The following is a 13,863-nucleotide window of genomic DNA, read 5'->3' as shown; positions in this document are numbered from 1 at the left end:
TGCTGCCGTGGAACTACCGGCCCGTTTGAGGTGACGCCGTCACCGGACGCTTACGCGCCTTCCGGCTGAAAGCGCCAAGACGAGCTCGTGAAGAGCCGCTCCGCTGCGTCCGCTCGCAAGACCTGTCAGCGCCTACGCCGCCGGGTCCCTTGTGCGATGCCTAGTCAAAGGCATGTATAAAGGCACCACTCACCCGCCCACCAAGCGGACTCTACGGAAGAAGTAGCGACGCATCCCCGTAAGAGTAGAAACGATAGCCGTTGTCTATCGCGTGGGCGTAAGCGTCTTTCATCCGCTCCAGTCCCATCAGCGCCGAGACCAGCATGAACAGGGTCGAGCGTGGCAGGTGGAAGTTGGTCATCAGCCCGTCGATGCCGCGGAAACGATAGCCCGGGGTGATGAAGATGCTGGTGTCGCCCTCGAAGGGACGCACGATGCCGTCCTCGCCCGCCGCGCTCTCGATCAGGCGCAGCGAGGTGGTGCCGACCGCGATGACGCGACTGCCGCGCGCGCGCACCTCGTTCAGCCGATCGGCGGTTGCGGTGTCGATGCGGCCCCATTCGGCGTGCATGCGGTGGTCGGCGGTGTCCTCGGCCTTGACCGGCAGGAACGTGCCCGCGCCGACGTGGAGCGTCAGCGTCGCGTGCTCGACGCCTGCCGCGTCCAGCCGCGCGAGCAGTTCAGGGGTGAAGTGCAGCGCCGCAGTGGGCGCGGCGACCGCCCCCGCCTCGCGCGCGAACATCGTCTGATAATCATCCCGGTCGCGCGCGTCGGTGTCGCGCTTGCCCGCGATATAGGGCGGCAGCGGCATCCGCCCGGCGCGCTCCAGCAGCAGCTCGACCGGCTCGTCGCCGTGGAAGTCGAGCGCGAGGCTGCCGTCCTCCTCGCGCGCGCCGGCGGTCGCCTGCACCCCCGCGCCGAAGTCGATCACGTCGCCGTCGCGCAGCCGGCGAGCGTTGCGCACGAACGCGCGCCAGCGTCTGGGCCCCTCGCGCTTGTGAAGCGTCGCGCCGATCCGCGCCTGCCCGCGCGTGCCCTCGAGCTGCGCGGGGATGACGCGGGTGTCGTTGAAGACGAGCAGGTCGCCTTGACGGAGCACGTCGACCAAGTCGGTCACGACGCGGTCGTGCAATCCCGCATCGTCCACCACCAACATCCGCGCCGCGTCGCGCGGCGACGCCGGGCGCAGCGCGATGCGGTCGGTCGGCAGCTCGAAATCGAACAGGTCGACGTTCACGCTCAACCCCAGCCGTCAGCGATCAGCGATCAGCGATTAGCGACGAGCGGCACGCTTCTTGGCAGGCGCGGCCGTCGATGCGGCCGGCTTCTTCGCACCCGGTGCCGACTTCGCACCCGGCAACGTCACGTCGCCCAGCGTCGCGGGGATCAGCGGTGCGGCCGCGGCCGGCTGATAGGCGGGCGGGTTGTCGCTCGCGATATAAGCGTGGACGATGCGCGACGGGTTCGCCGGCGGCTCGCCGCGCTCGATCGCGTCGACGTAGTTCATGCCCGTCATCACGCGCCCGAACACGGTGTACTTCTTGTCGAGCTGCAGGCGCGGCTGGAACACGATGTAGAACTGGCTGTTGGCGCTGTTCTCCGCCTCGGCGCGCGCCGCCGCCACCGCGCCGCGCACGTGCGGCAGGTAATTGAACTCGGCCGCGACGTCGGGCAGCTGCGAGCCGCCGGTGCCGTCGCCCTTGGGATCGCCACCTTGTGCCATGAAGCCGTCGATCACGCGGTGGAACACCAGTCCGTCGTAGAAATGCTGCCGCGTCAGCGTCTTGATCCGCTCCACCATCTTGGGAGCGACATCGGGGCGCAGCAGGATCGCAACGCGCCCGCCGGTCGACAGATCGAGCAGCCACACATTCTGCAGGTCCGTGGTCGGCAGCGGCTGCGCCGGGTCGGCGGAGGCGGGTTGCGGGGCCTGCGCCAGCGCGGGCAACGCGACGAACGACATGATCAGCGACAGGAAAGCGGCAAAGAAGCGCATCGGGCCTACACGGGTGATGACAGGGACGGCGTCACCTAGAGCAATTTACGGCTTGCGCCAACGTGAATGGCGCGCGGGATTGCGCGGGCGCGCCCGCGTCAGCTCCCGCGCCGTCCGACCATCTGAACGCGCGCGACCACTTCCTCGCAGATCGCGGGCGTGACGAACTTGCGGATGTCGCCGCCGAAGATCGCGATCTCCTTGACCAGCTTCGACGCAATCGGTTGCAGCGCGACATCGGCCATCAGGAAGACCGTCTCGATCCGGTCGTTCAACTTCTGGTTCATGCCCGCCATCTGATATTCATATTCGAAATCGGCGACGGCGCGCAGGCCGCGGACGATCACGCTGGCGCGCTCGCGCTCGGCAAAGTCTATCAGCAGCGAGTCGAACTGGACGACGCGGATGTCGCCGGGCAATGCCGCGACCTCGCGCTCGACCATCGTCATGCGTTCCTCAACCGAGAACATCGGCGACTTGGACGGGTTGGTGGTGACGCCGATGACGAGCCGGTCGACCAGCTTCGCGCCGCGGCGGATGATGTCCATGTGGCCGAGCGTCACCGGATCAAAGGTGCCGGGATAGACGCCGATGCGCACCGCGTGGCCGCTGCCGTTCGATCGGTCGGGAACGGCAGTCATGGTCAACGATCCCTTTCGATCACGTAGCGGGCGATCGCGCGTAGCAGGTCGGCCTCGGCGCCGTAGTGGCGCAGATGCGCGATCGCCTGGTCGACCAGCATCCGCGATTGCTCGCGCGCGCGCTCGACGCCCAGCAGCGAGACAAACGTCTCCTTGCCCGCCGCCTCGTCCTTGCGCAGTTTCTTGCCGGCCAGTTCCTCGTCACCCTCGACGTCCATCAGATCGTCGACGATCTGGAACGCGAGGCCAAGGTCGTGCGCGTAGCCGCGCAAGGAGGTGCGCCCCTCGGGCGGCAACCGGCCCAGGATCGCACCGGCCTCGACCGCGGCGCAGATCAGCGCGCCGGTCTTCAACTGCTGCAACCGTGTGACGGTACCGATGTCGAAAGTCTCGTTCTCCGCGACCAGATCCATCATCTGCCCGCCCGCCATGCCCGCCGGACCCGACGCGCGCGCGAGATCGGCGATCAGCTCGGCACGGACGAACGGGTCGGCGTGCGTCTCAGGGTCGGCCAGCACCTCGAACGCGAGCGCGTGGAGGCAATCGCCCGCAAGAATTGCAGTCGCCTCGTCATACGCCTTGTGGACGGTTGCCTTGCCGTGCCGCAGGTCATCGTCGTCCATCGCGGGCAGATCGTCGTGGACGAGCGAGTAGACGTGGATCGCCTCCAGCGCCGTCGCGACACGCCCGGCGCAGTCGCGGTCGACGTCGAACAATCGCGCGGTCGCGAAGACGAGCAGCGGACGCAGCCGCTTGCCGCCGCCGATCGCGGCGTGGCGCATCGCCTCGTACAGCCGCGCGCGCGCATCGTCGGGGACCGCGAGCAGCAGGTCGAACCGACGGTCGACCTCCGCCTGCACCTCGGCGAGCGCGTCGGCGAGGCTGGGCGAAGGCGGCTGAACGGGTGCGGAGCTCATCCGACGTTGAAGGGCTGCACGCCCGCGGGCTTGCCATCGGCCCCGACCCGGATCGCCTCGATCCGCGCCTGCGCCGCATCCAGCCGCTCGGCGCAGCGCTGCCTGAGCGCGCTGCCGCGCTCGTACAAGCGGATCGCATCCTCCAGCGGGGTGTCACCGGACTCGAGCTTGCCGACGATCAACTCCAGCTCGCGCATCGCTTCCTCGAACGACAGCTTCTCGATCGCCTGATCCATGTGGGCGGCTATGCGGCAGCGCGGCGCAACTGGTCAAGCAGCGTCGCGTATCCGTCAGTCTTCGGCGCGGATTTCGGCGAGCAGGTCCTTGCGGCTGAGCTTGCCGATCATCGTCTTGGGCAAGGCCGTGCGTACCACCACCGCGTCGACGCGCTCGTGCTTGCCCAGTTTGGGGTTCAACCAGGTGAGCAGCGCTTCGCCATCGATGGCCCCCTCGCTACCGACCGCTCCATCACCGATCACGTCGTCGTTCAGCGTCACATAGGCGCGCGGGGCCTCGCCGCGGTAAGCGTCGGGCACGCCGACCACCAACGCTTCCTTGACCGCCGGGTGATGGTAGAGGATCTCCTCGATCTGGCTCGGGAAAACCTTGAACCCGCCGACCGAGATCATGTCCTTCAACCGGTCAACCACCGCGACGAAGCCGTCCTCGTCGATGACCCCGACGTCGCCGGTGCGCAGCCACGCCTCACCGCCCAGCATGACAAACGCGTCGGCGGCGGCTTCCGGGCGGTTCCAATAACCCGCCATCACCTGCGGCCCGTGCGCGACGATCTCGCCCGGCTCTCCTGCGGCGACAGGCTTTGTCGCGTCTTCCTTGTCGACCAGCCGCAGCCGCGTGCCCGGTACCGGCTGTCCGATCGTGCCCGGGCGCTGCGCCCCTTCATACGGGTTGCACGTCAGCACACCCGAGCTTTCCGACAGGCCGTAGCCCTCGACCAGCCGCGCACCCGTCGCCGCCTGCCACTTGTCGCGCAGCTCGGCCGGCAGCGGCGCGCCGCCCGAGATGCAGACGCGCAGCGAGGAGAAATCGGTCGCGGCGAACTTTGGATGGTCGAGCAGCGCCTGATACATCGTCGGCACGCCCGGCAGGGCGGTCGCCTTCGTCCGCGCGATCGCATCCAGCACCTGCCCCGCCTCGAACCGCGGCAGCAGCACCATCTCACCGCCGTTCAGCACGGTGCGGTTGAGCACGCAGGTGTTGGCGAAGACGTGAAACAACGGCAATGCGCCGACGATGCGGTCGGCGTGTTCGCAATGCGGGTCGAGCGCGACGACCTGGCGCGCGTTGGCGGTCAGGTTCGCGTGCGTCAGCATCGCCCCCTTGGGCGCGCCGGTGGTGCCGCCGGTGTATTGGATCAGCGCGACATCACCGACCGGGTCGATCGCCGGCGCGGCGAACTGGCCGTCGTTGGCGATCAGCGCGGAAAAGGCGGTGACGCGCGCGTCGTCGGGGCGGCGGGCGACTTCCTTGCCCTTGAACAATCGGTAGAGCAGCGACTTGGGGCCGGGCAGCGCGCCCGCGACCGAGCCCACGATCAACCGCTCGAGCCGGCTATTGTCGAGCACCTTCAAGGCGGTCGGCAGCAGCGCTTTGGCCGAGATCGTGAACAGCGCGCGCGTGCCCGAATCCTCGACCTGATGGACCAGCTCGTCGACCGTGTAGAGCGGCGAGAAATTGACCACCGTCGCGCCGAGCAGCAGCGCGCCGTAATAAGCCGCGACGTAATGCGGCACGTTCGGCAGGAACAATCCGATCCGGTCGCCCTTGCCATACCCCATCGCCGCCAGCCCCGCCGCGACACGCCGCGCGCCGTCAGCGACCTCGGCGTAGCTGTAATGGCGCCCGAGAAAGTCGATCATCGCGCGATCGGCGTGCTGCGCGGTCGATGCCGTGAACAGGTCGGGCATCGACATCGGCGGCAGGTCGACCGCCCATGGTGTCGGGTGGCGGTAGCGGGTCTGCCAGGCGCGTTCGTCGGTCATTGACACGCGTGTAAGCAAGAGGTCACGCCGCTTCAATCGCGCAAGCGTGACTTTACGTGTCCGTCAACCGGGGCACTCAGCCCGCGATGCGCGGCGCGGTCCAGGTGTAGAGGATCGAGAAGCCGACCAGCCCCAGGTCGATCGCGGCCTGGATGCGGTGCGGCGCAGTGTCGCGCGCCTCGTGCGTCATGATCTTCAGGTCGGCGGTCGGATGACGAACGGCGACGAGCGCGAAGGCCGCACCGGCGGCGGCAATGGCGATGCGACGGCGGTGCTTCATCGAACTCCCCTCTCGCCCGGTCACTTACATGATCAACGCCGCGGCGGGAAGCGTCCGCTCAGGCAGCGAGCGCCAGGCTGGCGACACGCGCGCGGTCGCGCCCGGCCGCCTTGGCCGCGAACAGCGCCTGGTCCGCCATGCGATACAGCGACGCCCAGTCCCCTTCCCCGCTCAGGCTGCCGGCGCTGCTGCCGACGGAGACGGTGACGGTCAGGTCGTACGGCATCCGCGCGGCGCGAACCGCGGCCAGCACCGCGTCGGGCAGGCCGTGCGTGTCGGCGGGTGCGAGCACCGCGAACTCCTCGCCGCCGATCCGCGCCACCAGCGCTCCGCGCGGGGCGACCGCGCGCAGCGCGCGCGCGACGCAGCGCAGCACCTCGTCGCCCAGGTCATGCCCGAGCGCGTCGTTGACCCGCTTGAAATGATCGATGTCGGCGAGCACCAGCAGTTGCGGCGCGCGCGCACCCGCCGCCAGCGCCTCGCGCATGAAAGAACGACGATTGAGCAGCTCGGTCAACGGATCGGTATCGGCGAGCAGCCGGGCAACGACCTCTTCCGCGCGCGCCTCGTCGCGCTCGACCGACAACAGGCGAATACGATAGGAGATCGCGACGCTCGACACCAATGCTTCCACGGTCATCGCGGCAAGCGTCGAATTGTCGATCCAGGTGCTGGCGGTGATCAGGTGCAGACTGCTCATCGTGCGGATCGCGGCGAGCGCGAACGGCGTCGCCCAGGCGATGCCGAACACCCACAGGTAATTGCTCCGCGCGCGCCATGCCCGCACCAGGATCACCGCGGCGACGAGCGTCAGCAGCACGAACCCTAGCGAGTAGGCGAAATCCAGCGCGCGCGCCTGCCACGGCGCTAGCAGCACGAACGCCGCCGCCGACGCGATCAGATACCAGCCGACCGCCGCGGTCGCGCGCGCGGTCCAGCGATCGAACACGCGCGGCTCGAAGAATTGTCGCGCGAACCGCAGCGCCATCACCGCAGCGAGCCCCAGCGCGGCGTAATTGACGCGTATCCGCATCAGATTGCCGGCAGTGGGCCACAACCACGCCATCGCCCCCGACGAGGAAAAAGCGTAGACCGCCAGCGCTGCAACCATGCCGCAATAAGCGAGCTGGAAGCGGTGCCGCAACGCCGCCCATAGCGACAGATTGTACACCAGCAACGCCAGGCACAGCCCGCCGAAAGCGGCATACAGCGCGGCGAACACCAGGTTGCGCTCCGCACTTTGTGCCGGCGTGCCGATGCGCGCGTCCGCGACGATGCCGCGGACGTTCACGGCGCCGCGTATCTGCCACATGATCTGCCGCAGCGGCACGCCGCCCACCGTGATCGGCTGTTCAAAGATCGCACCGAGCATAATCGACCGCGCCGCGCCGACATCGTCGATCACGCGCCGGATCACCACGCCGTCGGCGTAACGCAGGTACAGGATTGCGCCGTCCTGCCACAGGCTCCACGACCGGATCACCCGCGGCACCATTCCCGCACCGGCCGGCACGCGGTCGACGCGGACCCAGTAATCGCCCGGCGCGAACCGTGCCTGCGGCGCCGTGCAGTTGAAGCGGTCGGCGCGGCGCAGCATCGCCGCGGCATCGTCGCCAGGCCGAACGGGTGCGACGCAGGTCGTGACCGGGGTGCCCGCGAGCGCGTTCTGCGCGCCGGCCGGCCGTGCCAACAGCGCCAGCACCGCCACCGCGATCAATCGTGTCAGCGTCCGGATCGACATGGCGTGTTCGTAACGCGGCCGGTCCGAACATATCGTAAATGCGCGCGCCGTTCCGCGTCGCCCCCGGAGACTTGTAGCGCCTGCCCTTCTAGCGCCTGCCTTCTAGCGCCGACCCTCGAGGCCAGCACCCGCGTTCGCCTGCGGCAGGTAGCGCGGCGCGACGCGCGCGTGCGACGCTTGTTCATAGGCGTATCCGGCCCCCAGCACGCGCGCGTCGGTGCCGCGCGTGCCGATGAACGAGAGACCGACCGGCAGTCCGCGCACCAGCCCCATCGGTACCGTCAGATGCGGGTAGCCCGCGATCGCGGGCAGGCTGGCGGCGGAGGGGCCGCCGTACTGGTCGCCGTAGACGGTGTCGCTCAACCATGCCGCGCCGTAGCTCGGCTCGACGAGTACCTGCGCGCCCGCTTTCGCCAGCATCGCGTCGATACCTTCCGCGCCCGCCAGTCGCAGTGATTTCGCCCGCGCCGCCTTGTAGACCGGGTCGGCAAGCCCCTTCGTTGGCGCTGCCTTCTCGAACGTTTCCTGCGCGAAGAACGGCATTTCCGCACCCGCGTTTGCACGATTGAACGCAATCACCTGATCAAGCGTCCGGGTCTTCACGCTCGCGGGCGTGGTGGCGAGATAGCTGTCGAGATCGGCCTTGAGTTCGCTCAGCAGCACCTGGAACTCGGCCTCGCCCAGCCCGTCGAGCTTGGGCGGCGTTACCTCGACGAGCGTCGCGCCCGATGCGCGCAACACCGCCAGCGCGGCATCGAATCGCTGCGCCAACTCAGGCGAGAGGTCGTTCGGGCGGATCACGCCCACGTGCATCCCCGACAAGGCCGCGGTCGACAGCCCGGCAGTGTAGTCGCGCACTTGCGTCGTGGCGGTCGCGGGATCAGCCGGATCAGGCGCGGCCATCGCCGATAGCAGCAGCGCGGCGTCGCGCACGCTGCGCGCCATCGGTCCCGGCGTATCCTGACTGTGGCTGATCGGCACGACGTACGTGCGGCTGACGAGGCCGAGCGTCGGCTTGAACCCGACCAGCCCGTTGATCGACGACGGGCAGGTCACCGACCCATCGGTCTCGGTACCCACCGCGGCCGCCGCGAAGCTCGCCGCCACCGCCGCGCCGGAACCCGAGGACGAACCGCAGGCGGTGCGATCGAGCGTGTACGGGTTGCGTACCAAGCCGCCGACCGCGCTCCATCCGCTGATCGAATGGTCGGAGCGGATGTTGGCCCATTCCGACAGGTTAGTCTTGCCCAGGATCACCGCGCCCGCCGCGCGCAGCCGCGCGACCAGTGGTGCATCGCGGCGGGTGACGTTGGCGGCGAGCGCGAGGCTACCCGCGGTGGTCGCGACCGGATCGGCGGTCTCGATATTGTCCTTGATCAGGACGGGGACGCCGTGAAGCGGCCCGCGCACGCGCCCGGCGCGCCGCTCGGCATCGAGCACCTTTGCCTGCGCGATTGCGTCGGGATTGAGCGCGATGACGCTGCGCAGCGTCGGCCCCTTGCGATCCATCGCCGCGATACGTGCCAGGTAAGCGCGGGTCAGATCGACGCTGGTCGCGCGCCCCGCAGTCATCGCCGCCTGCACCTGCTCGATCGACTGTTCCTCCACCAAAACCGTTCGCGCAGCGACGGGCAGCGGGGCGGTCAGCATGCCTGCGGTCAGCAGCGGGGCGGCGAGCAACAGGCGGAGGGAGCGGATCGTCATGCCACAATGATGCTGCTCGGTTCAACCACACGCAAGCCCAATGCCGATCATGGTCACCCGCTGGTCTTCGCAGCGATGCCGCCCTATCTCGGCCGCCATGAACCCCAATGGTGTTATCTGGTCGGCGGCGGTGTGGATCATCCCGCTGGTGATCGCGATCGTCTTTCACGAAGTCAGCCACGGGCTCGCCGCGCGTGCGCTGGGCGATCCGACCGCGGCGCAGCTTCGCCGCCTGTCGTTCAACCCGCTGCGCCACGTCGATCCGATCGGAACGGTCGTGCTGCCGTTGATGCTCGCGATCGCCAAGGTGCCGGTGTTCGGCTGGGCAAAGCCGGTGCCGGTCGACGCGCGCCGGATCACCAAGACCAATCCGCGCACCGGCATGATGCTCGTCGCGCTCGCCGGGCCGGGGATGAACCTGGCGCTCGCTCTCGTCGGCGCATTGCTGCTCGGCATCTTCGCGCATTGGGTGGGGGAGCCCGCCGATGGCAGCGCGGCGGCGTTCTTGGGTGCCAACCTAATTAACTTCCTGCTGATCAACGTCTTCCTGGCGCTGTTCAACCTGATCCCGCTGCCGCCGTTCGACGGCGGGCACGTCGTCGCCGGGCTGCTGCCCGAACGCGCGGCGCTGCAATGGGACAAGCTCGCGCGCTTCGGCTTTCCGCTGCTGATCATCCTGCTCTTGGTGCTGCCCGCGCTGGTGCCGGGTGCGAACATCGTTCAGCGGCTCGTCGCTCCGCCCGCGCAGGCGCTGACGCAGGCCTATCTCACCATCGCCGCGGCGATTGCCTGAGATGCACGGCTGGTTGGTGATCGACAAACCCGTGGGGATCGGCTCGACACAGGTCGTCTCCGCGGTGAAGCGCGCGATGCGCACCGCCGGCGTGCCCAAGGTCAAGGTCGGCCACGGCGGCACGCTCGATCCGCTGGCGAGCGGGGTGCTGCCGATCGCGCTCGGCGAGGCGACCAAGCTCGCCGGGCGGATGCTCGACAGCGACAAGATCTACGCCTTCACGCTCGCGTTCGGCACGCAGACATCGACGCTCGACACCGAGGGAGAAGTGGTCGCGAGCAGCGACGTGCGCCCGACTGCCGCCGCGATCGATGCGGTGCTGCCGCGCTTCACGGGCGCGATCGCGCAGGTGCCGCCAGCCTATTCCGCGCTCAAGGTGGACGGACAGCGCGCCTATGATCTGGCACGCGCCGGTGAGGAGGTGGTGCTCGCCTCGCGTGACATCACGATCCACCGCCTGACGCGCGACGGCGACACGGCGCCCGACACGCGGCTCAGCGAGGCCACGCTCGTCGCGCACGTGTCCAAGGGCACCTATATCCGCAGCCTCGCGCGCGATATCGCGCTGGCGCTCGACACGGTCGGCCACGTCACTCGGCTCCACCGCGTCAAGGCGGGACCGTTCGCGCTTGGACAGGCGATAACACTGGACAAATTGGACGCGGCCGCTAAGGCGTCGGCGCTGGAACCATTACTCCTGCCATTGAGGGCGGGGCTGGACGACATCCCGGCCTTTTCCCTCACGCCCGACCAGGCAGGCGCGCTTCGACAGGGGCGGGTGCTGGACGGGATCGCCGCCGACGATGGTCTCGTCTTCGCGTGCACGGGCGACACGCCCGTCGCGCTGGCCGAGGTCGAAGCCAACCAGCTTCGCGTCGTTCGCGGCTTCAATCTGTGACCTGATGTCGAGGACGATTTCGTAATGTCGATCACTGCCGAACGCCGCCAGGAAGTCATCAAGGAACACGCCCGCGCCGAGGGCGATACCGGATCCACCGAGGTCCAGGTCGCGATCCTCACCGAGCGTATCCGCAACCTGACCGAGCACTTCAAGGGCCACGCCAAGGACAACCACTCGCGTCGCGGCCTGCTCATGATGGTCAACAAGCGTCGCTCGCTGCTGGATTATCTCCGCAAGACCGACGGCGACCGTTATCTGGCGCTCATCGCGAAGCTCGGCCTTCGCAAGTAACCGGCAAGGGCGGCCCTCGGGTCGCCCTTCGCTTTTCCGCGCCCTCGCAATCCGGCGACGGCGCATGGGGCGACCAAAAGCCCCGCACCGCGCAGGCCGGACAGCCTGCACCACGAGGCCCCGGATGCATCGGGCATCCGGTCCAAAGGAATTCATATGTTCGATACCAAGAAGGTCAGCATCGAATGGGGTGGCAAGACCCTGACGCTGGAAACCGGCAAGGTCGCGCGCCAGGCCGACGGCGCCGTGATCGCGACGCTGGGCGAGACGGTCGTGCTGTGCGCGGTCACCGCCGCCAAGACGGTCAAGGAAGGGCAGGACTTCTTCCCGCTCACCGTCCATTATCAGGAAAAGTTCTCGGCCTCTGGCCGCATCCCCGGCGGCTTCTTCAAGCGCGAGCGCGGTGCGACCGAGCGTGAGACGCTGGTCAGCCGCCTGATCGACCGTCCGATCCGCCCGCTGTTCCCCGAAGGTTTCTACAACGAGATCAACTGCATCGCGCAGGTGCTCTCCTACGACGGCGAGAACGAGCCCGACATCCTCGCGATGGTCGCCGCCTCCGCCGCGCTCACTATCTCGGGCGTGCCGTTCATGGGCCCGATCGGCGCCGCGCGCGTCGGCTACAAGGACGGCGAGTATCAGCTCAACCCGACCGACGCCGAGGTGCTGGACGGCGAGCTCGACCTGGTCGTCGCCGCCACGCACGACGCGGTGATGATGGTGGAGTCGGAAGCCAAGGAGCTGTCCGAGGACGTGATGCTCGGCGCGGTGATGTTCGCGCACAAGGCGAGCCAGGACGTCATCAACGCGATCATCGACCTGGCCGAGCAGTCGGCGAAGGATCCGTGGGAGCTGGCGCCGGTCGAGGACAAGTCGGCGAAGATGGCCAAGCTCAAGAAGGCCATCGGCAAGGACATGGAGGCGGCCTACAAGCTGACCGACAAGCAGGCGCGCCAGACCGCCGTCAACGCCGCGCGCACCAAGGCGCGTGAGGCGTTCGCCGATCTGAAGGACAGCGATCCGGCCGAGTATCTCGGCACGCTGAAGCTGGTGAAGAAGCTTGAGGCCGACATCGTTCGCGGTGCGATCCTCAAGACCGGTCGCCGCATCGACGGCCGCGACACCAAGACGGTGCGCCCGATCGAGGCGGAGGTCCACTTCCTGCCGCGCGCGCACGGCTCGGCGCTGTTCACCCGCGGCGAGACGCAGACGATCGCGACCACCACGCTCGGCACGCGCGATGCGGAGCAGATGATCGACGGGCTGAACGGCCTGTCCTACCAGAACTTCATGCTCCACTATAACTTCCCGCCGTACTCGGTCGGCGAAGTCGGCCGCTTCGGTGCGCCGGGCCGCCGCGAAGTCGGTCACGGCAAGCTCGCGTGGCGTGCGCTGCACCCGGTGCTGCCGTCGAAGGAGGAGTTCCCGTACACCATCCGCGTGACCTCGGACATCACCGAGTCGAACGGCTCGTCGTCGATGGCGACGGTCTGCGGCGGTTCGCTGTCGATGATGGACGCGGGCGTTCCGTTGAAGCGTCCGGTGTCGGGCATCGCGATGGGCCTGATCCTGGAAGGCAAGGACTATGCGGTCCTGTCCGACATCCTGGGTGACGAGGATCACTTGGGCGACATGGACTTCAAGGTCGCGGGTACCAGCGAGGGCATCACGTCCCTGCAGATGGACATCAAGATCGCCGGCATCACCGAAGAGATCATGCGGGTCGCCTTAAAGCAGGCGCATGAAGGCCGCGCGCACATCCTGGGCGAGATGGCGAAGGCGCTCGATTCAACGCGCACCGAGCTGTCGGCGCACGCGCCGCGGATCGAAACCTTCACGATCGACAAGTCGAAGATCCGCGAAGTGATCGGCACCGGCGGCAAGGTGATCCGCGAGATCGTCGCGACCACCGGCGCCAAGGTCGACATCGACGACGAGGGCGTGATCAAGGTGTCGTCGTCCGACCAGAGCCAGATCGAGGCCGCGATCAACTGGATCAAGGGCCTGGTCGAAGAGGCCGAGGTCGGCAAGATCTACAACGGCAAGGTCGTCAACATCGTCGACTTCGGTGCGTTCGTGAACTTCATGGGTGGCAAGGACGGCCTCGTCCACGTCAGCGAGATGAAGAACGAGCGCGTCGAGAAGCCGACCGACGTCGTCTCCGAAGGCCAGGAGGTGAAGGTCAAGGTGCTCGAGATCGACCCGCGCGGCAAGGTTCGCCTGTCGATGCGCGTCGTCGACCAGGAAACGGGCGAGGAGCTAGAGGACACGCGTCCGAAGCGCGAACCGCGCGAGGGCGGCGAGCGCGGTGATCGTGGTCCGCGCCGTGACGGCCGCGGCGGTGGCGATCGTGGCCCGCGCCGCGAAGGTCGCGGTGATCGTGGTGGCGACCGCGGCGGTGATCGCGGCCCGCGCCGCGAGCGCAGCGAAGGTGGCGATCGTGGTCCCGACCCCGAGTTCGCACCCGCCTTCCTGACCGGCGACCGCGACTAAGCGTCCGCAGCGTCAGCGACGAAAAGCGAAAAGGCCCCCGGCAGCGATGCCGGGGGCCTTTCTCGTTGGGTTACTCAAGGAACCGGAGCCGGCCCGCTCACGC

At 68.2% G+C, this 13,863-nt stretch carries 13 protein-coding genes; 4 read left to right on the top strand and 9 right to left on the bottom strand.

The annotated features are described in order from the left end of the window. Nucleotides 1-211: 211 nt before the first annotated feature. The 9 genes from queA to Q0579_RS04740 all read right to left on the bottom strand — a co-directional run bounded on the left by queA (nucleotide 212) and on the right by Q0579_RS04740 (nucleotide 9,228). The gene (queA, locus tag Q0579_RS04780) at nucleotides 212-1,237 is read right to left on the bottom strand and encodes a tRNA preQ1(34) S-adenosylmethionine ribosyltransferase-isomerase QueA (RefSeq protein ID WP_298809679.1); all 1,026 of its coding nucleotides are present in this window, start codon (nucleotides 1,235-1,237) and stop codon (nucleotides 212-214) included. Between the two features lie 36 nt (nucleotides 1,238-1,273). Next, a complete protein-coding gene (locus Q0579_RS04775; RefSeq protein ID WP_298809677.1) occupies nucleotides 1,274-1,996 on the bottom strand; it encodes a peptidylprolyl isomerase in 723 nt (240 codons plus the stop codon). Between the two features lie 98 nt (nucleotides 1,997-2,094). After that, nucleotides 2,095-2,637, bottom strand: coding sequence for a pantetheine-phosphate adenylyltransferase (gene coaD / locus Q0579_RS04770; protein WP_298809674.1), 543 nt, complete (start codon nucleotides 2,635-2,637; stop codon nucleotides 2,095-2,097). 2 nt (nucleotides 2,638-2,639) lie between these two features. Next, nucleotides 2,640-3,554: a polyprenyl synthetase family protein gene (locus Q0579_RS04765; RefSeq protein WP_298809672.1), complete on the bottom strand. Its 915-nt coding sequence runs from the start codon at nucleotides 3,552-3,554 to the stop codon at nucleotides 2,640-2,642. Then, nucleotides 3,551-3,790, bottom strand: a complete 240-nt coding sequence (locus tag Q0579_RS04760; protein ID WP_298809671.1) for an exodeoxyribonuclease VII small subunit — start codon at nucleotides 3,788-3,790, stop codon at nucleotides 3,551-3,553. The genes Q0579_RS04765 and Q0579_RS04760 overlap by 4 nt, the downstream gene beginning before the upstream one ends. A gap of 54 nt (nucleotides 3,791-3,844) precedes the next feature. After that, a complete protein-coding gene (locus tag Q0579_RS04755; protein ID WP_298809669.1) occupies nucleotides 3,845-5,557 on the bottom strand; it encodes a long-chain fatty acid--CoA ligase in 1,713 nt (570 codons plus the stop codon). 76 nt (nucleotides 5,558-5,633) lie between these two features. Beyond that, complete coding sequence (locus Q0579_RS04750; protein WP_298809667.1) at nucleotides 5,634-5,837, bottom strand: hypothetical protein; 204 nt, start codon at nucleotides 5,835-5,837, stop codon at nucleotides 5,634-5,636. 58 nt (nucleotides 5,838-5,895) lie between these two features. Then, nucleotides 5,896-7,578: a diguanylate cyclase gene (locus tag Q0579_RS04745; RefSeq protein WP_298809666.1), complete on the bottom strand. Its 1,683-nt coding sequence runs from the start codon at nucleotides 7,576-7,578 to the stop codon at nucleotides 5,896-5,898. A gap of 102 nt (nucleotides 7,579-7,680) precedes the next feature. Next, entirely contained in the window at nucleotides 7,681-9,228 is a 1,548-nt protein-coding gene (locus Q0579_RS04740) for an amidase (RefSeq protein ID WP_298809683.1), read from the bottom strand. 151 nt (nucleotides 9,229-9,379) lie between these two features. Here Q0579_RS04740 and Q0579_RS04735 point away from each other — a divergent pair, with 151 nt between their 5' ends. From Q0579_RS04735 to pnp, 4 genes are all read left to right on the top strand, one after another. After that, nucleotides 9,380-10,075 (top strand): site-2 protease family protein, encoded by a 696-nt coding sequence (locus tag Q0579_RS04735; RefSeq protein ID WP_298809665.1) that lies wholly within the window; start codon nucleotides 9,380-9,382, stop codon nucleotides 10,073-10,075. A gap of 1 nt (nucleotide 10,076) precedes the next feature. Further along, nucleotides 10,077-10,973, top strand: coding sequence for a tRNA pseudouridine(55) synthase TruB (truB, locus tag Q0579_RS04730; RefSeq protein ID WP_298809663.1), 897 nt, complete (start codon nucleotides 10,077-10,079; stop codon nucleotides 10,971-10,973). Between the two features lie 24 nt (nucleotides 10,974-10,997). Beyond that, complete coding sequence (gene rpsO, locus Q0579_RS04725) at nucleotides 10,998-11,267, top strand: 30S ribosomal protein S15 (protein WP_219767129.1); 270 nt, start codon at nucleotides 10,998-11,000, stop codon at nucleotides 11,265-11,267. A gap of 156 nt (nucleotides 11,268-11,423) precedes the next feature. Continuing rightward, a complete protein-coding gene (gene pnp, locus Q0579_RS04720) occupies nucleotides 11,424-13,760 on the top strand; it encodes a polyribonucleotide nucleotidyltransferase (RefSeq protein WP_298809658.1) in 2,337 nt (778 codons plus the stop codon). The last annotated feature ends 103 nt before the right edge of the window (nucleotides 13,761-13,863 follow it).

Source organism: uncultured Sphingomonas sp. (genome assembly GCF_936927845.1).
In the GTDB taxonomy this organism is placed as follows: Bacteria; Pseudomonadota; Alphaproteobacteria; order Sphingomonadales; family Sphingomonadaceae; genus Sphingomonas.
Note: the sequence above shows the minus strand (reverse complement) of the source record. Positions and strands in the feature narration are given on the sequence as shown.